At 65.8% G+C, this 19958-nt stretch carries 12 protein-coding genes; 3 read left to right on the forward strand and 9 right to left on the reverse strand.

Annotated features, from left to right (window positions below; all coding sequences use genetic code 11):
• Positions 1-387: 387 nt before the first annotated feature.
• Positions 388-975 carry a sugar transferase gene (locus IB235_RS05880; RefSeq protein WP_225612087.1) on the forward strand — a complete coding sequence of 196 codons (588 nt, stop codon included), beginning with the start codon at positions 388-390 and terminating at the stop codon, positions 973-975.
• 24 nt (positions 976-999) lie between these two features.
• On the opposite strand, the gene IB235_RS05885 is transcribed toward IB235_RS05880, so the two are convergent.
• A complete protein-coding gene (locus IB235_RS05885) occupies positions 1000-1179 on the reverse strand; it encodes a hypothetical protein (protein ID WP_225612088.1) in 180 nt (59 codons plus the stop codon).
• A gap of 199 nt (positions 1180-1378) precedes the next feature.
• Here IB235_RS05885 and IB235_RS05890 point away from each other — a divergent pair, with 199 nt between their 5' ends.
• Positions 1379-2587 (forward strand): glycosyltransferase family 4 protein, encoded by a 1209-nt coding sequence (locus IB235_RS05890; RefSeq protein ID WP_192336040.1) that lies wholly within the window; start codon positions 1379-1381, stop codon positions 2585-2587.
• On the opposite strand, the gene IB235_RS05895 is transcribed toward IB235_RS05890, so the two are convergent.
• From IB235_RS05895 to IB235_RS05910, 4 genes are read right to left on the reverse strand one after another with little or no spacing between them, the layout of a single operon-like run.
• Positions 2568-3188 carry a 4'-phosphopantetheinyl transferase gene (locus IB235_RS05895; RefSeq protein ID WP_192336041.1) on the reverse strand — a complete coding sequence of 207 codons (621 nt, stop codon included), beginning with the start codon at positions 3186-3188 and terminating at the stop codon, positions 2568-2570. The genes IB235_RS05890 and IB235_RS05895 overlap by 20 nt on opposite strands.
• The gene (locus tag IB235_RS05900; protein ID WP_192336042.1) at positions 3185-7801 is read right to left on the reverse strand and encodes a MupA/Atu3671 family FMN-dependent luciferase-like monooxygenase; all 4617 of its coding nucleotides are present in this window, start codon (positions 7799-7801) and stop codon (positions 3185-3187) included. The genes IB235_RS05895 and IB235_RS05900 overlap by 4 nt, the downstream gene beginning before the upstream one ends.
• Positions 7798-8787, reverse strand: coding sequence for a glycosyltransferase (locus tag IB235_RS05905; protein WP_192336043.1), 990 nt, complete (start codon positions 8785-8787; stop codon positions 7798-7800). The genes IB235_RS05900 and IB235_RS05905 overlap by 4 nt, the downstream gene beginning before the upstream one ends.
• Positions 8787-15071 (reverse strand): type I polyketide synthase, encoded by a 6285-nt coding sequence (locus IB235_RS05910; RefSeq protein WP_192336044.1) that lies wholly within the window; start codon positions 15069-15071, stop codon positions 8787-8789. Before IB235_RS05910 ends, IB235_RS05905 begins: the two co-directional genes overlap by 1 nt.
• 227 nt (positions 15072-15298) lie before the next feature.
• Here IB235_RS05910 and IB235_RS05915 point away from each other — a divergent pair, with 227 nt between their 5' ends.
• Complete coding sequence (locus IB235_RS05915; protein WP_192336045.1) at positions 15299-16063, forward strand: WecB/TagA/CpsF family glycosyltransferase; 765 nt, start codon at positions 15299-15301, stop codon at positions 16061-16063.
• Here IB235_RS05915 and IB235_RS05920 read toward each other — a convergent pair.
• From IB235_RS05920 to IB235_RS05935, 4 genes are read right to left on the reverse strand one after another with little or no spacing between them, the layout of a single operon-like run.
• A complete protein-coding gene (locus IB235_RS05920) occupies positions 16051-17088 on the reverse strand; it encodes an ABC transporter ATP-binding protein (RefSeq protein WP_192336046.1) in 1038 nt (345 codons plus the stop codon). The genes IB235_RS05915 and IB235_RS05920 overlap by 13 nt on opposite strands.
• On the reverse strand, positions 17085-17867 hold the full coding sequence (locus tag IB235_RS05925) for an ABC transporter permease (RefSeq protein ID WP_192336047.1): 783 nt from the start codon (positions 17865-17867) through the stop codon (positions 17085-17087). The genes IB235_RS05920 and IB235_RS05925 overlap by 4 nt, the downstream gene beginning before the upstream one ends.
• Positions 17864-18712: an ABC transporter permease subunit gene (locus tag IB235_RS05930; protein WP_192336048.1), complete on the reverse strand. Its 849-nt coding sequence runs from the start codon at positions 18710-18712 to the stop codon at positions 17864-17866. Before IB235_RS05930 ends, IB235_RS05925 begins: the two co-directional genes overlap by 4 nt.
• 51 nt (positions 18713-18763) lie before the next feature.
• Entirely contained in the window at positions 18764-19870 is a 1107-nt protein-coding gene (locus IB235_RS05935; RefSeq protein ID WP_192336049.1) for an ABC transporter substrate-binding protein, read from the reverse strand.
• Positions 19871-19958 lie beyond the last annotated feature (88 nt).

A 19958-nucleotide genomic window follows, 5' to 3' on the forward strand; every position in this document is an offset into this window, starting at 1 on the left:
TTCGGTCAGGTGGGCCAAATTACGGGATCAATACGCGACGATGACCCTGGCGAAACGCTTCCGAACGGCTTTTAACACCGTCCTGCACGGAACCGATTGGGGCGCAACCTGACCCTTTGGTCAAGCAGAACACCCGCCGCAACCCATTGATGTCAAAGATACCTGTCCTTTTTGGCAATACGGTAATTCGTTCTAGTTTTATTCAGGGGCGGGTCTATACTGCAGGACTGTAAAGTTAGTGTCCCTTGTATCGATTACCGTGGGTTAAAAATGCCGCACTCGAACAAGTTTGATTCACCCACTTTGAATCGTGTCGGCTCGATTCTGCAAAACAGTCCTTCCACCCTGCCTGAATCGGGTGGGCTTTCCTCATTCTATGTCCGTTATATGAAACGGCCGCTCGACATTCTGGCGGTGCTGATCGCGGCGCCGATTGTCATCCCGGTCGTGCTGATCCTTGTCCTGATGATCTGGGCGCATGGTGACCGGCCGTTCTACTCGCAGTTGCGCGTCGGCCGCTCGGGTCGCAGTTTCCGCCTGTGGAAGATGCGGACAATGGTCGAGAATGCCGAGGCCCGTCTGGCCGAGCATCTGGCCAGTGATGAGGTCGCCCGCGCCGAATGGGACGCGACCCAGAAGCTGAAGCAAGATCCGCGGATCACGCCGGTCGGGCATTTCCTGCGCAAAAGCTCGCTGGATGAGTTGCCGCAACTGTGGAACGTCCTGCGCGGCGACATGAGCATCGTCGGCCCCCGGCCCATGATGCTCGAACAGGCCCAGCTATATCCCGGCGCGGATTACTATCACCTGCGCCCCGGAGTTACTGGCCTGTGGCAGATCTCGGATCGCAATGACAGCACCTTTGCGGCGCGGGCGAACTTCGACGCCAAATATGCAAACGAACTGAGCTGGTCGAATGACCTGTCGATCGTCGCCAGAACCGTCACCGTCGTTCTGCGCTGCACCGGCTATTGATCCCGACAATCTGCTGGAACACGTTCACTCGTGTTTCAGCAACTCCTCATGATGCGTGACGCACCTATACTTGCGCCACCCGACCAGTAGCGTGGTCAGCGTTCCGACCAGTGAGTAAAGCAACAGCGCCGACCACAGCGACAAGCCAAGGTAAAATACCCCGATCAACGCGCTGATCGCCGCAACCGCGACCCCTATGATCAATACACCGCCCAGTGTAGCCTCCACCTCGCTGTGGTTCGTTAAATCATTAACTCCCTATATAAGAGGGAATCGCTAATTCTTTCTTTCTGGTTCCAATGAAAAGGGTCAAATTCGCCTATTTGTGTCATCAATTAAGCGCAATCTGGCCGATCTTGGTAGCGTATTACCGCAAATCTCGTTCAGGTGGTTTCAGGATTCCATGACTCTACGAATCGGATATGTCGTCAACACCTATCCGCGCCCGTCCCACAGCTTCATCAGACGAGAAATCGCGGCCCTCGAATCCCTTGGCGCGCAGATCCACCGCTTTGCCATGCGCGGCGACCCGCAGGCGCTGACCGATCCCGAGGATCTGGCCGAACACGCCCGCACCGAGCGTATTCTTGAAAGCGGCGGCGTGGGTCTTTTGCAGTCTGTCGCTCGTCAGGCCGGGGCGAGCCCGTCGCAGATGGGTGCCGCTGTCGGGCTGGCGCGCCGCCGGGCCGCAGCTGGAGAATCCAGCTTCGCGCGCCAGCTGATCTATCTGGCCGAAGGCGCACGCATCGCCGCCCGCGCCCGCGAACTGGGTCTGACGCATCTTCACGCACATTTCGGTACCAACTCGACCCGCGTCGCCAGCTATGCCCGGTTGTTGGGCGGTCCTCAGTTCAGCTTCACCATCCACGGCCCCGAGGAGTTCGACCGCCCCGAGGCGCTTGACCTGGCGGGCAAGCTGGCATTGTCGGAGTTCAGCGTCACCGTCAGCAGCTTCGGCCGCGCGCAACTCTCTCGCTGGGCGGCGCCCGAGGATCTACATAAGATCCAGGTCGTGCATTGCGGGCTGGATTGCACCCTGCAGGACACAGCCCCGCTACCGCCCGGACCGCTGAGGCTGGTCGCCATCGGCCGCTTTGCCGAACAGAAGGGCTTTGGCCTGCTCATCCGCGCTTTTGTTCTGGCACAACGGCAAAATCCGGCAATCCGGCTGGCGCTGGTCGGGGATGGCGAGTTGCGCCCGCAGATCGAAGCCATCATCGCCACCGAGGGCATCGGCAATGCGGTCGAGCTGCTGGGCTGGCAGGATCAGGCCGGTGTCCGCGCCGCGCTGGACAACGCCCATGCGCTGGTGACGCCCAGCTTTGCCGAGGGGCTGCCCGTCGTCATCATGGAGGCGATGCTGCGCGCCCGTCCGGTCCTGTCGACCTATATCGCCGGCATTCCCGAACTTATCCGCCCCGGTCAGGAAGGCTGGCTGGTCCCTGCCGGAGATGCCGAGGCCCTTGCCGCCGCCATGCTCGACATTGCCGCCTGCGATCACGCCACCCTGACGCAAATGGGGCAATCCGCCTTGCGACGGGTCCGGCAAAGACATGACATCGCGGATTCGGCGCGTGCGTTGCTGACGCTGTTCACCCACGCCACAGGCTGACCGCCAGATAGTGATCCATGGCTGCCCCCCAGCGCGCCGCAATCAGCCGCGAACCAAGGCACGCTCGCGCCCTCTCGCCGCGGATCACCGCAGGCACATCGCTGAAATCCAGCATCCGCCCGGTCAGCGGAAACTGCGCCTTGAACATCGCCTCTTTCACGCAAAAGGCCAGCAGCGGCGCATCGCCCGTCATGCGATAGGGGGCGACGCTTTCGGCCAGCCCCTCGGGCGCACTGCGGGTCGCGGATTCGATATCGACCCCGACCCACGGTCCGCCAGCGGGCGCGGCCACCGCGACGCAGAACGCGCCGCCATGCGACAGGCTTGCCCTGATCCCATCGGGCAGGTCTGGGCGACGGTCGGCGCGGCTGGGAATGGGCCGATCCGGCGGCAGGTCATGCCCGGCCTCGGCCAGCGCCATCCGCAGGGCTAACCGTCCCAGCGCAAATTCGTGCCGCCGCTTCGGGATCGCGCGCGCCACCGCTGCTTCCTCGCCCGGCATGAGCGGCGGTGCGGCCCGCGAGACATGCAGCACCGCGCAACCAAAATCGGCGGGCAGCAAGCGTCTTAGCAGATCCCGCACCGGAGCGGTCTGGTTCATCCGCCGCCGCGCAACTGCGCCCGCAGGGCCCGGCGCCGCGCCATGGCATCCTCGGCAGCACTGGCCAGCCCGGCCTCGGCCGGGGCCATGACCGGCGGTGCCGCTACGGGTGTCTCGGCCGGAGCCACCACCGACGCCACCGGGGTCAGCCCCGCCAGATGGCGCAGGAAATCGGCCATAACCGGGAAGCGGAAGATATCCGTGACCCCCAACCTGCTCAGCCCCAACCGGTCGCGCATCGTCCGGTGCAACTGGATCGCCAGCAACGAATGCCCGCCCAAGGCAAAGAAGTTGTCCCGAGGCCCGATCTGCGCCACGCCCAGAACCTCGGACCACAGCCCATGCACCGCCCGTTCCAGATCCTCGGTCGGCGAAGCGACCGAGGCGGGCGCGGCGGTCTCGATGACCGGCGCGGCCGCTGCCACCGCTGCGACCACTTCTGGGCGCGGCAATTGCTTGCGGTCGATCTTGCGGTTCGGGGTCAGGGGCATCCGGTCCAGCCGCAGAATGCGGCCCGGCACCATATGCGCCGGCAAGGCACTGACCAGCGCCTCACGCAACTGCTTCTCGGACAGGTCCGTCGCGCCGGTGACATAGACGACCAGCCGCTTGTCGCCGGGCTGGTCCTCACGCACCAGTGCCACCGCCTCGCGCACGCCGGGTTGACCGGTCAAGGCCGCCTCGATTTCGCCCAGTTCGATGCGGAAACCGCGCAGCTTGATCTGGTGATCGGCCCGGCCGATGTAATCCAGACCGCCATCCTCGCGCCAGCGCACCAGATCACCCGTCCGATACATCCGCGCCCCCCAAGCCGAGGCGCGATCCGCAGGCACGAAAGGATCGGGACGGAAGGCCGCTGCCGTCAGGTCCTCGCGCTGCCAATAGCCGCGCGTAACCCCGTGCCCGCCGATCCACAATTCGCCCGGCGCGCCCGGAACCACCGGCGCGCCCTCGCCGTCCAGTACATATAGCTGGGTATTGGCGATGGGGCGTCCCAAGGTAACCTCGGGCGCATCGGTAACGTCGGCCACCGTCGACCAGATCGTCGTCTCGGTCGGGCCATACATGTTCAAGACGCGTGCCCGGCTTTCCTTGCGCAGATCGGCCAGCAGCGCCGGAGGCAGCGCCTCGCCGCCGACCATCACGCATTTCAGCCCTGCCATTGCCCCGGCCACCGCCGGGTCCGAGACCAGAATCCGCGCCATGCTGGGCGTGCATTGGAGATGCGTCACCTTCCAGCGCCGGATCTGCGCCGCGATCGAGAAATCCCCGTCCTCAGGCTCATCGGCTTGCGGGTTCACCTGCGTTTTCAACTGTGCCAGCAGCGGGAAGAAACCGGTGACCTGATCCGGGGCGATGCCGTAATCGATCAGGCAGGCGACCTCGCCGATGCCAATTGTCTTCAGATGCTCGATACGCGCAATCCCGTCCTCGACCGAGCCGAACAGCCCCGAATCCTCGAAATACCGCAAAAAGGCGAATTCGAGGATGCCGTCCAGCTCTTCCTCGGACAGGCTGCCAAGGTCGATGGCCATGGGATTGGTCATGCCCTCGGGTTTGCGGAAGGCCGGGAAATCCCAGGCATATTGCTTGACCAGGGCAGCCGCGCTGCGCAGGTAATTCTTCATCGGCTCGCGCGAGATCTCGCGTGCGGTTTCCCGGTCCTCGGCCAGACAGGTATGCAGCATCAGGGTGACGGTGAAATCCGCCGGATCATGCCCCGCCGCCCGCAGCGCCGCGTGGTAATCCTTGATCCGCGCCGCGACAGTGTCGATGCTTTGGCCCAGAAGATGGGTCAGGACGTTCATGCCCAGCCGCCCGGCCTCGATCCATGTCTCGGGGTTTCCGGCGACCGTCATCCACAGCGGCAGTTCCGGCTGCACCGGGCGCGGCTGGGTCACCACGCCAAAGGTGCCGCCGCCCGCGCGCGGGAATTCGACCGCCTCGCCGCGCCACAGCCGGCGCAACTGGTCGATGCCCGCGATCATCGCGGTCTTGTTGTTCGGCGGCGCGTTTTCCGGTCGCAGCACGAAATCATCCGGCTGCCAGCCCGAGGCGATGGCCAGCCCCGCCCGGCCCGCAGTCAGGTTGTCGATGACCGCCCACTCCTCGGCCACGCGGGCGGGATGATGCAGCGGCAGCACGCAACTGCCCGCGCGCACGGCAATGTTCTTGGTGACCGCCGCCACAGCCGCACCGGAAACCGATGGGTTCGGATAGGGTCCGCCAAAGGCATGGAAATGCCGTTCCGGCGTCCACAGCGCGACAAAGCCATTCTGATCGGCAAAGCGCGCGCCATCCAGCAGCAGCTGGTATTTGCGCGGCCCCTGCCCGTCGTCATTGCCCCAATAGAACAGGCTGAATTCCATCCCGCCGGTCACATCACGGCGCGCTGCTGCCGGCGTGCTGCCCGAGACCGCCAGCCGCGATTCCTCGCCCGCGATCACCAGCCGCAGACCTCGCGCCAGGGACCAGAAAATCTCCAGCACCGAGATGTCAAAGGACAGGCTGGTCACCGCCAGCCACGCATCCCCCTGCCGATGAGGGATCATGGCGTCCATCCCGGTAAAGAAATTCGCCACGTTGCGATGCTCGACCATGACCCCCTTGGGCCGCCCGGTCGAACCCGAGGTATAGATCAGATAGGCCAGATTTTCCGGCCCGACCGCCGTCACCGGCGGAGCGACCATGCCATGCGGCAGGTCGCTGGGGATCGTCACCACCTGCGCCCCATGCGCGGGCAGACGATCAGCCATCCCCGACTGCACCAGCACCACCGGCGCGCCGCTATCCTCAAGGTAAAGCGCGATCCGCTCGGCCGGGTAGTCCGGGTCCAAGGGCACATAGGCGCCGCCCGCTTTCCAGATCGCCAGCGCGCCGATGACCAGTTCCGGCGAGCGCCGGGCGAACAGCCCTACCGGCTGGTCCGACCCGACCCCCATTTGCACCAACCTTGCCGCCAGCGCATTCGCCGCACGGTCCAGTTGACCGCGAGTCAGCACCCGATCCTCAAAAGCCAGCGCCACCGCATCCGGGTCCGCCGAGGCCATTTCGGCGATCAGGTCATGGATGGGGGCCAGCCGCGCATCCACCAGCGTATCATTGCGACCAAGCAGCAGATCGCGCAATTCCTGCGCGTCCAGTAGGGAAACATCGCGCAGGTGTGTCGCATCCGGTCGTTCCGCCGCATCCAATGCGCGCGCCAGTCGCTGCGCCTGAGCCGCGCTGACCCGGACTGGGTCATGGAACAGGGCCGCGCCCGTATCAGTCAGAGCGACTGTCAACGCAGCATGGGGGATGGGCTGCGCGTCGCGCAGGTTGATCGCAAGTTCCGGCCGCGCAGCCTCGCGCAGTTCGGGGGCACGGCGGGTCAGGTCGTCAAGAAAGAAGCGATGCCCGGCGGCCTCGGCGATCCGTGCATCGATCTGCCCGGCAAGCTCGGCCAAGGTGGTCATCCCGCCCTCGGTTTCGACCGCCAGCGGCACCCAACCCGCGACCAGCGGCGAGGTCGGCAGATCAGCCGGACGCAGTGCCAGATCCAGCCGGGACTGAGCCGCCAGCCGCGACAGCAGCAGGGCGGCCAAGGCGACCCGCGACGACCCCGCCCCCGGCTTCAGGTCAATCCGCACCTGCTGCCCCGAGGCTTCGCCCGGCATCACCGCCGGGTTCATCGCCGCCAACCGCTTGCGCCACCATTCGTCATGGGGCGCGGCGTCAGTTGCAAGCGCAGTCAGGCTCGTCCGGTCATCCTGAGGCGTGATGACGGCGCCCAGCGCGGGCAGCTCGCCCGCGAATTTCAAGCGGACCAGCGCATCCGCCGCCGCAATCACCGCCACCTGTCCGTCATGGGCCAGAACCGTCCCCGGTACGCCGCCGCCGGGCTCAATCCCGTCCAGCCCCGCAACCGCAAGCAGCCGCCCGTCCAGCATCACCTTGGGCTCGGACAGCGGGTTCCAATAGCCGCCATGATCCAATCCACGTACCAGCGCACCGATCTCGGCGGCGGGGCGGGTGAAATCCAGAACGCCGCCAGCCTCGGGGCGCTTCTTCTTGCCGACATAGCTGCGCTGCGACAGATCCTGCGGTATCCGCTGCGGCCCCGCCCCCTCCAGCTGGGTCACGACATCGGGAAAGCTTTCGGCGGCGCGCGCAAAGCAGCGCGCATTCAGCGTCAGCGCGGTATCGTCGGGGCGCAGGTCGAACAGGCGCTGCGCCAGGATATCGCCCTGATCCACCTTGCCTTCGATCATGTGCCAGGTGACGCCATGCTGCGCCTCTTGCCCGATGATCGCCCAGACCGGAGCATTCAGCCCGGCCAGTTTCGGCAATGGCCCGTCATGGAAATTGATCGCCCCCCGCTTTCCGCGCGCCAGCATCGCAGGCGAAAGCAGGGACAGGTTCGCGACGCTGAACAGCCAATCCGCCGGTGGCGCATCGGCGACAAGCGGGGCGTCCTGATCCTCGACCGGCAACCCCGCCCCCTGCGCCCAAGCGCGCAGGTCGGGATTGCGCGTCACCACCGCGACGATCCGGTGGCCACGCGCCAGCAGCGTTTCGGCCGCGTGGCGCAACAAAAGCTCATTGCCGACAAGGATCGCGGAGAACTGCGTCATGGCCTTCCCTTTTCAACATGAATCGGCATCGGTTGGCGGCGCAAGGCGTGGCGGGCCAGCGTCATCAGATGACCCGGAGGCACGCCGGTCTGCTGCCGCTGGATCAGGCAGCGCAGCCGCCAGATCGCCTCGCCACCCAAAGTGGCGGCGGTGGCGGCCAGCGCCCCTGCCCGGCCGTGATGCTTTTCGAAATAACGGCGGCGGGAATCGTACCAGTAATCGGGAATGCGCCGCCATTCCTTCATCCCGGTGCTGGCCGAGCCGATATGCTCGACCGCGCTTTCAACGACGTAATGGGTTTGCCAACCGGCCTGAGCCGCGCGGCGGCACAGATCGGTTTCCTCGAAATACAGAAAGAACCCCTCGTCAAACATGCCGACCCCGTCCAGCACATCCATGCGGATCATCATGGAGGCCCCCGCCGACCAGTCGACGCGGCAGGTTGTCGCGGGCTGCGGCATGGCGATGACCTTGCCCTTGAGCAGGCGCGTGACCGGGCCGCTGCGGCTGGCGGCCTCGAACTCACCGGCAGCCGAGGGGAAGCGGAAGGCGGTGTGATGCGGCTCTCCGTCCGGACCGGACAGGCGCGAACAGGCGATCCCGGCCCGAGGGTTTTGCGCCAGATGCTCCATCAGCGCCCGGATCGCGTCGGGCGCGGGGATCGCATCCGAGTTCAGCAGATAGACCAGATCGGCCCGCCGCCCATCCGGCAGGTTCTGGCGGATGCCGTAATTGTTGCCCGCGCCATAACCACCGTTCCAGCCAGACTGCACCACCGCGACGCGGCCCCGGTCCAGCCAGCCGCGCGCCCGCGCCTCGGCCTGCATATGTTCGAACGATCCGTCGCCGGAATCGTTATCGACGATGGTGATGCCGCCATCAATGCCGGCCATTGCGACCAGCGCGGCCTCGGCTGCACCCAGCGACATGTCTGCCGTGCGCCAGTTCAGCACCACGACATGGACCGACGGTTCCTTGTCCAGCATCACTCGGCCGCCTGCACCTGCGCGGAGGCATCGACATCCGCTTCACGCAGGATCTCGCGCAGGATCGAGGTCATGCGCCGCACATTCGGTTCCAACACCATGGAATCGTGGTCCCCCGGCACTTCGATCACCTGCAGTTTCGGCATCCAATCGCTCCAGCCATTATCGGCAACGACATAGTCGCGGCCTGAATTGATCCAGCGCCCGCCCGTCACCTTCCAGCGCAGGTCCAGCGGCGGACGCAGCATCGCCACCGGCCCGTCCCAGACCGACAGCTCCATTCCCGGCAGCGCGTTGAGGAAGGCGGCTTCGATGGCAAGGTCGTGGAAGGTGTCGCCGCTGTCGGTGCTGGCCTCGGCCTCGACCGCGCGGGCCTTGCTGCGGCGGATGAATTCATAGGCGACGCGATCGCGCAACCATTTCGCGGCAAAGCCCGGCCCGCCTTCGGCCAGCTCGCGCCAGCGGATCATCAGCCGGTCCTTGCGGCTGACGGCCTCGCGCAGCGGCAAGGGCGTGTCCAGCATGACCAGCATTGCCACTTCCTCACCGGCCGCGCGCAATTGCCGCGCCATCTCATAGGCGGTCAGCCCGCCGCCCGAGAAGCCGCCGATCAGGTAGGGGCCTTCGGGCTGCACCTCACGCAGCTCCGCGATATAGTCGCGGGCGGCATCAGCAAAAGTTTCATGCGGCTTGTCGTCGCCCAGCAGGCCGCGTGCCTGCAATCCATAGAAGCGGCGGTCCACGCCCAGACGCTGTGCCAACTGGCGCAGGTTCATGACATTGCCGAACATGCCCGCGACCATGAAGAAGGGCGTGCCTGCACCGCGCCCGCCCATATCGACGACAAAGCGGCGCTTGGTGCGGGTGTTGGTCGGCATGGCGCGCACGTTATCCGCCACGATCTCGCGCGGGCCGGTGCGCTCCTCGATCAGCGCGGCCAGCGCGGCGATGGTCGGGGCCTCGAACAGCGTCGAGATCGGCAGGTCGACGCCAAAGGCTTTGCGCACCTGTCCGAACATCCGGACCGCGATCAGCGAATGCCCACCCAGATCAAAGAAGCTGTCCGCCGCGCCGACCTGTGCGATGCCCAACAGCTCGGACCAGATCGCGGCCAGTTCGGCCTGAATGCCGGGCGCGGGGGCGATGAAGTCGCTGTCCAGATCCGGGCGTTCGAAACCGCCTTCGGATGGGGCAGCCGTCTCGGCCAGCCCGGCCTCGGCCACCAGCGCGGGCAAGTCCAGCGAGGACACAAAGACCTGTGGCAGCCCGGTCGAGATCGCCCGTGACAGCATCGCCGGACCGATCGCGGCGGGGATGCCCTGCGAGATATTGTGCTGCAAGCGCCGCTCGGCCGGCGACAGGTTGCGCGCGGGTGCGGCGCGCCCGACGGGCCGCGTCGCGATGGCGTTTTCCAGCTTGCGCAGAGAGAAGCCGCGGATCTCGGCGCAGACGACCCCGTCCGGTCCAGCAAGGGTGATGTCGAACTGGGCCATGCCCTGTGCATCGCTATTGTCACCGGCATTGCGGACATGGCTGGTGACCTGCGCGGGCAGTGCTCCGTAGATCCGGATCGCGCGATAGCCCATCGGCACCCACAGGTGGTCCGGCGACCAGCCCCGGATCAGCGCCATGGCCCAGCCCGTGGCGATATCCAGCAGCGCCGGATGGGCCAGCCAGCCCTGCCCGGCATCCGAGACGAATTCCGGGGCCAGCGCCAGTTCGGCCATGCCTTCGTCGCCTTTCAGGCGATAGCGCCGCAGCACCTGCCAGCGCGGCCCGAAAGCCAGCTGCCTTTCCTGCGCCGAGGCCAAAGCCTGCCCCTGCCCGTCCATATCCCATGGCCCGGCCACGACCAGTGGCGCGGGCGTGGATTCCGTCAGGGTTTCGACCAAAGCGGTGACGTTCGCCTCACCCTGCGGATCGTCAAGGATGCGGATGCGCAGGGCATCGCCCTCGGGTTCGACACGGGTTGTCACCAGAGTCGCGCCATCGACCAGCACCGGACGCAGGAATTCCAACTCGCGGATGACGAAGGGGAATTGTAGCCCGGCTTCCTGTGCGGCCTCGGCGATCATCTCGATCCAGCCGGTGCCAGGCATCAGCGCCTGACCCGAGGCCGTACGGTGTCCGTCGATGATCCAGCGTTCGGCGGAAAGCGTGGTGCGGAATTCGCGCCCGCGCGGCAGCGGCATCGCCTGATCCAGCAGCGGGCGCTGCAGGGTCGCGCCACTGGTCAGCGCGCTTTCCAGCCCCAATGCACGGGCCGCCATGCCGGCATCGGCCCAGACGCCCCAATTGACCGCGACCACCCGACCCAAGGCCTTGGGCGCGGAACGGGCGACCGCGTTCAGATATTCATTCGCCGCCACGTAATCGGCCTGCCCCGCCGGAGCGATCACCGACGAGGTCGAGGAAAACAGCACCGTCATCCCCACCGGATCAGCGGCCAGCGCCTGCATCAGCGCCTGCGTGCCCAGCAGCTTCGGTGCCAGAACGTCCCAGCTGTCATCATCGCTTTTCGCGGCGATCAGGCTGTCGCGGACGATCCCCGCCGCATGCAGCACCACGTCCAAAGCGCCAAAGCGCGCGCGGGTTTCCGCAACGGCGCGGGCCATATCCTCGGGGCTGGTGACATCGGCGCGGATGGCGATGACCTCGGCCCCCGCTGCCTCAAGCTGATGCAACGCGGCAAGGATCGGGGCGGCATCCAACCTGCCGCGCGTCACCAGGGCCAGCCTTGCGCCGCCACGCGCCGCCAATTCGCGGGCGATGGTCTGGCCAATCCCGCCAAAACCGCCGGTGATCAGGCAGACGGCAGCGGGTGGAATGCCCGCCATGCCGTCCTCGGCCAAGGCGACCCGTTCCAATCCCTGCTCGAACCGACGCCCGTCCCGCCATGCGGCCAGTGCCGCACCCGAGGGGGCCAGCGCTTCCTCAAGCAGCATGAGGGCCACAGCGTCAGTGCCGCGCTTCTCGGGCAGGCGAATATCGACCAATCGGGCCGAGACGCCCGGCATCTCATGCGGCATGACCCGGATCGGTCCGGCGGCAGTCGCCTTTTCCGGGCTGGTCGCCGGTTCCTGCGCGATGGACAGCGCGTCGTTGCAAATGGCGATCAAGTCCAACCGGGCGTCGGGCAATTCTGCGCCAATGGCCTGCGCCAGATGCAGCAAGCCGAAATAACCGCGCTCAAGCTGGCTGTTGAGCAGGCTGGAGCCGGGCCGGAACTGCGCCCCTTGGGTCAGCGACCACAGATGCAGGATGCGTTGCGGCACCCGCTCCTGCGCGGCAAGCGCAGAGAGCAGCATCTCATAGCCTTCGCGGTCGGATTCGACCGGAAGGGTAAAGCGCCCCTCGCCCTTGTCGGCAAAGGTATCGGCGATCTGGACGGTGGCGACGCGCTGGCCAAGACCGCGCAGCAGGCCTGCGAGCCGGTCGCCAATACCCAGATCATCGACAAAGATCAGCCAATCCTGCGTGCCAGCGATGACCGGGCCTTCGGGGCCGATCTCGACGGCAGGGGCCGCCAGTTTCCATGCCGGTCGCCAGCCCCATTCGGCAGGGGCCTCGATCCGGGCCAGTTCGGAGCGGCTGTCCGCCGGAGCGGCGGCGCGTTCGATGAAATAGCGTTTGCGCTGGAAGGCATAGCCGGGCAGCGACAGGCGCTGACGACGCGCGCCGCCCCGGATCTGGTCCCAGTCGATGGACCCGCCACAGGCCCAGACGCGGGCCAGGGCAGCCATGAAATAGCTGTCATCGCCAGTCGCCTGATCGCGGTGGCGCAGGGTGGTGATGACCTGACCCGCACTGACCGCGGGATGCGCCTTGGCCATGGCCTGCATGGCGCGACCCGGTCCGACCTCCAGATAGATCCGGGCGGGGTCCTGCGCCAGCCAGCCGATGCCATCGGCAAAGCGCACAGTGCCGCGCAGATGCTGGACCCAGTAATCGGGACTGGTCGCCTGCTGAACTGTCAGCGGCTGCCCGGTCTGGTTCGAGATGATCGGGATCTGCGGTGCATGCAGCGGGATCGAGGCCAGATAGTCCCGGAACTCGGCCAGAACGCCGTCCAGCAGCCGCGAATGGGCGGCGATGGAAATGGCGATGCGCTGGCATTCGATCTCACGCGCGGACATTTTCGCGGCAAAGGCGTCCAAGGCCGCATCCGGCCCTGACACCACCGACATTGCCGGTCCGTTCACGGCGGCCAGATCCAGCCCCAGCGCCGACATTTCCGCGGCGAAATCCTGCGGCTCCAGCGGCACACTCAGCATGCCACCCGCCGGGACCCGGTCCATCAGCAACCCGCGCAGGCGGACCAGACCGATGCAATCCTCAAAGGACATCACGCCCGCGATGCAGGCGGCGGTGTTTTCCCCCATCGAATGCCCGATCAGCGCCGAGGGTTTCACGCCCCAATCGATCCACAGCTGCGCCAGCGCATATTCGGTGATCATCAGCAGCGGCAATTGCAGCGAGGGTTGCAGCAACCGCCGATCCGCTTCGGGCTCAGTGCCCGGTTCGGGCAGCCACAAGGCGCGCAGATCGGTCCCATGCGCCTGCGACATATGATCGAGGCCCCGGTCCATCCATTCGCGGAAGACCGGCTCGGTCTGGTAAAGCCCGCGCGCCATGCCCGCATATTGCGCGCCGCCGCCCGGCAGCATGAAGACCGCGCCCGCCCCTTCGGCCACCGGCTGATGGTCAAAGACCAGCCGGGGATCGGGGTTTTCCAGCATCTCTACCGCCTCAAGCGCGTCATGGGCGACCAGCACCCGGCGGCGGTCGAATTGGCGGCGACCATCGGTCAGAGTGAAGGACAGATCGGCCATGTTGACGCCCGGATTGGCACGCAGCCACGCGGCCAACGCCGCGCTGTTGGCGTCCAGTGCCGCCTTGCTGCGGCCCGACACCGCGATGATCTGGAAGGGCCAGTCGGATTCCTCGGATGCGGGCAGCTCCGGCGGTTGCTCCAGAATGGCATGGGCATTGGTGCCGCCCACGCCCAGAGAGTTCACCCCTGCCCGACGCGGTCCCGGCACCGGCCAATCGCCCAGACGGTCATTGACCCGGAACGGCCCGCCTTCGAAATCGATGGCCGGGTTCGGGGCCTCATATCCCAGACTGGCCGGAATCCGGCCGTGATGCACCGACAGCGCCGATTTGATCAGCCCCGCCGATCCCGCCGCTGTGTCCAGATGACCAATATTGGTCTTGACCGAGCCGATGTGGCACGGCCCCTGCCGCGTCCCATCCGAAACCCGCGCATAGGCCTGATTGAGCGCCGCGACCTCGATCGGGTCGCCCAAAGCCGTGCCGGTGCCGTGGCATTCGACATAGCCGATACTGTCCGAACTGACGCCGGACATGACCAGCGCCTCGGCCACGGCCTGCGCCTGCCCCTCGACGCTGGGGGCCAGATAGCCGGCCTTGGCCGCGCCGTCATTGTTGATGGCCGAGCCCTTGATCACCGCCCAGATATGGTCGCCATCGGCAATCGCATCCTTCAGCCGCCGCAGCACCACGACCGCCGCGCCGCTGCCGAACACCGTGCCCTGCGCGCGATGGTCAAAGGCGTGGCAATGGCCGTCGGGCGACAGGATCTCATTTTCCTTGTAGAGATAGCCCAGACCATGCGGCATCTCGATGGTGACACCACCCGCCAGAGCCATGTCGCATTCGCCCGAATGCAGCGACTGGCAGGCCATGTGGATCGCCACAAGCGAAGTCGAACAGGCCGTCTGTATGTTGATCGACGGCCCGGTCAGGTCAAAGACATGGCTGACACGGGTCGACAGGAAATCCTTGTCATTGCCGGTATGACGCAGCAGGAAATGCCCGACGCCATCGACCAGATCGCGGTTCGAACACACGTTCCAGTAGAAGTAGCTGCCCATGCCGCAGCCGGCCCAGATGCCGATGGGACGGCGGAAACGCTCGGGCACATGGGCGGCATCTTCGAGCGCGTGCCAGCAGGTCTCAAGGAACTTCCGATGCTGCGGATCCATGATCGCCGCCTCTTTGGGCGACAGCCCAAAGAACTCGGCGTCAAATTCGTCGAATTGCCCAAGAATCGCGGCCGAGGGCACATAGTTCGGGTCCGAGAGCCGCGCACGGCTTTCCCCCCGCGCGATCAGGTCGGGCTGGGAAACCGGGCGGATCGATTCGACGCCCCGGCACAGATTGTCCCAGTATTCGGCCACGTTCGCCGCGCCGGGCAATTGCGCGGCCATGCCGACGATGGCGATATCCGTCTCTGACACCCCAGTCTGGTCGAAGGCCATCAACATCCCTCATTCAATGACAGGTCGCCGCGTGAGCGAGAAACAATAAACAACTGCTGCGCGTATTCTGAATATCGAATCCTGCGCGATCCACCAAATGCTATCACCGCTAACAGGCCTGCCTTTTTCGGCAGAATCCTTCTGCGGGTGCAAAGGCGGCGCTTGTCTGAAACGGCGGGCTGTGGATGGATTGGGCAAGGCCATCAGTTCGCGGTGCAGGAAAAGGCATGGAATTCACCTTCCCCGACGACCGCAAGGTCCAGATCAATTGCCGCGATGCGGCAAGCCTGCTGACGCAGGTCGGACAAAACCTGACCGAAGGGCGCGGATTCGCCTTGGCCACGCTGAATGTCGATCACCTGCAGCGGCTGGCCGAGGATGCGGGCTTTCGTCACGCTTACGCCCAACATGATCTGGTCTGCGCCGACGGCAATCCCATCGTCTGGCTGTCGCGGCTGGCGGCACGACCGGTCAGCCTTGTGCCCGGTTCGGATCTGGTGCTGCCGCTGGCCGGGGTCGCGGCGCGGCAGGGCCTGCCCGTGGCACTGATCGGCAGCAGCAATGAGTCTCTGGCGCTGGCCTCGGCTGCGATGCGCGCGCGCGTTCCCGGCCTGACCGTGGCGCTGACCCATGCCCCCGGTTTCCCCTTTGACCCCGCGGGGGCCGAGGCCGATGACATCATCGAAAGCATCCGGCAGTCAGGCGCGCGGCTGTGCTTTCTGGCCCTTGGCGCCCCCCGGCAGGAACTGTTCGCCATTCGCGCCCGCGATGCGCTGGGGAATGTCGGCTTCGCCTCGATCGGGGCGGGTCTGGATTTTCTGTCGGGACATCAGCACCGTGCGCCGGGATGGGTGCGGCAGGCCAAGATGGAATGGGCGTGGCGGATGCTGTCCAACCCGAAGCGGTTGGCCGCGCGCTACGCCAAGGGCTTCACCATCCTGCCCGGACATGCCGCCGCCGCGATCCGCTTGCGCAGGCGTCAGGCGCCCTGAGGCAGAACCAGCCAGCTTGACCCCTGGGTCGAGATATGGACGGCCTCGCCCGGTTCGGGCAGCGCCGCGGATGGCGCGTTGAAGCGGTCCAGCACGATCTCGCGTCCGGCGACCCGCATGCGCAACCGCTGAACCGAGCCCAGAAACTCGACCCCGGTGACCTCGGCGGGGATGCCGTCCTCGGCCAGGGACAGCCCTTCGGGCCGGGCGGCAAGGCTGACGGCCGAGGGCACGGCGCGGCCCAGCGCAAACTCGGTGCCGGCGACACGCAGGCGACCGGTAGGGGCATCCAGAACCTCGGCATCGAAACGGTTCAGCGTGCCGACAAAGCCCGCAACGAAATCGGTGGCGGGCTGGTTGTAGATCTGGCGCGGCGTGCCGGTCTGATCGGCAATCCCCTTGTGCATGACCACGATCCGGTCCGAGATCGACAGCGCCTCCTCTTGGTCATGGGTCACGAAGATCGTGGTAATGCCCAGTTGCTGCTGGATCTCTCGGATCTGGTTGCGCAAGCTGACGCGGATCTTGGCGTCCAGAGCCGACAAGGGCTCGTCCAGCAACAACACGCGCGGGCGCGGGGCCAGCGCGCGGGCCAAGGCCACACGCTGCTGCTGTCCGCCCGACAGCTGCCACGGAAAGCGTGCGCCCATCTCGGGCAGGCCGATCAGCTCCAGCATCTCGGTCACGCGGCCCGCACGTTCCGCGCGCGGCACGCCCGCGACCTTCAGGCCGAAGCCGACATTGTCGGCGACAGTCAGGTTCGGAAACAGCGCATAGGCCTGAAACACCATGCCGATCTGGCGTTGATTCGGGCGCAGCCGGGTCACGTCCTGCCCGTCGATCAGGATGCGGCCCTCGGACGGTTCCTCAAAGCCCGCGACCATGCGCAGCACCGTGGTCTTGCCGCAGCCCGAGGGGCCAAGGAAGGACACGAACTCGCCCTTCTCGACATTCAGGTTGAAGTCATGGACGACCTTGGTCGAGCCAAAGGATTTCTGCAGGTGATCGAGGTTCAGAAAGCTCATTTCGCGGTCTTTCGCACGCCCGCCAAGCGGGAGATCAGTTGCATGACACCCATGCAGCCCCATGTGGCGGCAAAGGCGATGACGGCCAGCGCCGCGGGCTCATAGGCGCGGTTCGCGCCCAGCAGCTGCATGTAGGGGCCAAAGGCCGGGCGGTTCAGCAGCGCCGCCATGGTGAATTCGCCGATGACGATGGCGAATGACAGGAACGCCCCCGACATCACCGCGCCCAGCACATTGGGCAGGATCAGGCTGCCGATGATCCGGGTCCAGCCCGCGCCCAGCGATTGCGCGGCCTCGGTCAACGAACGCACGTCCAGCGTCGACAGGCCGGTATCGACGGCGCGGTACATGTAGGGCAGCGCCAGCGTGGCGTAACCGCATAGCAGCAGCAGGTTCGTCCCCGAAGCCGTTCCGGTCAGCGGCAGGATCGACGAGGTGTTGTAAAGCCGGATATAGCCAAAGACGACGACGATGGCCGGAATGACCAGCGGCAGCAGGGTGATGAACTCGATCACCGGGCGCAGGCGCGGCAGGCGCAGGCGCACCCAATAGGCGGTCGGCACCACGATCAGCACGCCCAGCACGATGGTCAGCAGCGCCATGACCACCGAGTAGCTGAAGGTCGCGCGAAACTGCGGATCGGCCAGCACCGAGCGATAGGCGTCCAGCGAATATTCCCCGCGCCGCATCCGCAGCGAGAATTCGACCGTTCCGATCAGGGGCAGCAGGAAATACAGCCCGCCAAAGACAATCGCCCCCCAGGACCATACGCGCTTCATCGCATCCACCTCTCGGCGCGCGAGCGCATGATGACATAGGCAAGGTTCGCGAGGCCCGTCACAACGATCATGCCGAAGGCCATGGCATAGCCCAGATGCGGGTCCTGCAGGACGTCGCCCCGGATCTGCGCGAACAGCATGATCGGCACGATCGACAGCGACGATCCGGTCAGCGCATAGGCCGTCGCCACCGCCCCGAAGCTGTTGGCGAATAGCAGCGCGAATGTCCCCAGAAGCGAGGGGAACAGGATCGGCAGCGCCACCATGCGCCAATATTGCCCGGTGCTGGCGCCCAGAACCTCGGCAGCCTCGCGCCATTCGCGTTTCAGCCCCTCCAGCGCGGGGGTGATGATCAGGATCATCAGCGGGATCTGGAAGAACAGATAGGTCAGCGTCAGGCCCCAGAAGCTGAGCAGGTTGAAGCCCATCGCGTAGATATTGATGCCGAACCATTGTTTCAGCAGCATCGTCACCAGCCCGACCCGGCCCAGCGTCGCGATAAAGGCGAATGCCAGCGGCACACCGGCAAAGTTCGAGGCCACGCCGGAAAAGGTCATCAGCGGTGCCTTGATCCAGCCGGGCACGCCGCCCATCACCACTGCCGCGGCCATCGCAAAGCCGATCAGGCACCCAAGAAGCGCCGAGGCCAGCGAGACCTTGATCGAGATGGCAAAGCTATCGACGATCCGGGGCGAGGCCAGCCCGGCCAGATTGGCCAGCGTGAAATGCCCCTCGGGATTTTGAAACGCGCCTATGACGATATTCATCGTCGGCAGAACCAGAAACAGTCCCGCAAAGGCAAGAAAGGGCACGATGCCCAGCCAGTTCCAGCCAAACCTGCTCATCATTGCCCCGTCAGATGCTGGCCCCGCCCTGAGCGGGCGGGGCCGTTGGCCTTATTCCTTGACGGCAGCGCCGACGACCGAATCCCAGCCCCCGGTCACGACCTTCTTGTTGGCTTCCTGCTGTTCCAGCGTCGGGAAAATCGCCTTTTCATAGGCCGAGGCCTCGGGCAGTGCCTTCAGCATCTCGTCGGGAACCTTACCCGCCTTGACCAGATCGTTGAAGCGGATCGGGTGGCAGTAGCCCTTCAGCCAGCCCAGCTGACCTTCGTCCGAATACAGGTATTCCATCCACAGCTTCGCGGCATTGGGATGGGGCGCATAGGCCGAGATCGCCTGCACATAGACGCCCGCGACGACGCCATCCTCGGGGATGATGACTTCGACCGGCGGGTTGCCCTTCAGCCCGTCGCGCCAGGACAGCAGGTTGTAATCCCAAGCGGTGACGATCGGGGTAGCGCCCTGCGCGATGGTCGCGGATTTGCCGATGACCGGAACGAAGTTCCCGGCCTTGTTCACCTCGGCCAGCAGTTCCATGCCCTTCTGCCCCGAGGCTTCGCCCGGCTCGCCGCCATTGGCGATGCCCGCCGCCATGACCGAGATGATCGCCTGCGCCGAGGCGCGCGGATCGCCGGCCAGCGCGAAGGCATTGGCATATTCGGGCTTGCTGAGGTCTTTCCACGATTTCGGCGCGGCATCGACCAGATCGGTGTTCACGCCGAAAGCCATGACCCCGTAATAGTCGCCATACCAATAGCCGTCGGCATCCTTGGCATCATCCGGGATCGTGTCCCAGGTGGCGACCTTGTAGGGCTGGATCAGCCCCTCGGCTTTGGCTTGCGGGCCGAAGGACAGGCCCACATCGATCACGTCGGGGGCCTGCGGGCCCTTGTTGTCCTTGTTGGCGCGGATAGCCTCAAGCTCATCGGCCGAGCCTGCGTCGGGGTTCAGTTCGTTGACCTTGATCTCGGGGTATTTCTTCTTGAAGCCCTCGATCACCGCGCCATAGCCGCACCAGTCATGGGGCAGCGCGATGGTGGTCAGCATTCCTTCCGCCTTGGCGGCGGTTTCCAGCGCGGCCAGATCCTGGGCCGATGCCGCCCCCGAGGCTACCAGCGCGATCAGAGCGGCAAGTCCGGTCGCGGTCGAGTGAATCGTCATGTCGCAAACTCCGTTCCATCTGTGCCGCAATGGGCGGCATCCCGTGCCACCTAGCGACGCCCAGTGACAGTGTTGCGACACAACCGCC

The organism is Paracoccus sp. PAR01 (genome assembly GCF_014851995.1).
Taxonomy (GTDB): domain Bacteria; phylum Pseudomonadota; class Alphaproteobacteria; order Rhodobacterales; family Rhodobacteraceae; genus Paracoccus; species Paracoccus litorisediminis.

Excerpts from the sequence above, each read along its gene's own strand:
- IB235_RS05905 (WP_192336043.1), bottom strand. The coding sequence starts at position 8,787 with ATGCTGGACAAGGAACCGTCGGTCCATGTCGTGGTGCTGAACTGGCGC.
- IB235_RS05915 (WP_192336045.1), top strand. The coding sequence starts at position 15,299 with ATGGAATTCACCTTCCCCGACGACCGCAAGGTCCAGATCAATTGCCGC.
- IB235_RS05890 (WP_192336040.1), top strand. The coding sequence starts at position 1,379 with ATGACTCTACGAATCGGATATGTCGTCAACACCTATCCGCGCCCGTCC.
- IB235_RS05935 (WP_192336049.1), bottom strand. The coding sequence starts at position 19,870 with ATGACGATTCACTCGACCGCGACCGGACTTGCCGCTCTGATCGCGCTG.
- IB235_RS05895 (WP_192336041.1), bottom strand. The coding sequence starts at position 3,188 with ATGAACCAGACCGCTCCGGTGCGGGATCTGCTAAGACGCTTGCTGCCC.
- IB235_RS05900 (WP_192336042.1), bottom strand. The coding sequence starts at position 7,801 with ATGACGCAGTTCTCCGCGATCCTTGTCGGCAATGAGCTTTTGTTGCGC.
- IB235_RS05930 (WP_192336048.1), bottom strand. The coding sequence starts at position 18,712 with ATGAGCAGGTTTGGCTGGAACTGGCTGGGCATCGTGCCCTTTCTTGCC.
- IB235_RS05880 (WP_225612087.1), top strand. The coding sequence starts at position 388 with ATGAAACGGCCGCTCGACATTCTGGCGGTGCTGATCGCGGCGCCGATT.
- IB235_RS05925 (WP_192336047.1), bottom strand. The coding sequence starts at position 17,867 with ATGAAGCGCGTATGGTCCTGGGGGGCGATTGTCTTTGGCGGGCTGTAT.
- IB235_RS05910 (WP_192336044.1), bottom strand. The coding sequence starts at position 15,071 with ATGGCCTTCGACCAGACTGGGGTGTCAGAGACGGATATCGCCATCGTC.
- IB235_RS05920 (WP_192336046.1), bottom strand. The coding sequence starts at position 17,088 with ATGAGCTTTCTGAACCTCGATCACCTGCAGAAATCCTTTGGCTCGACC.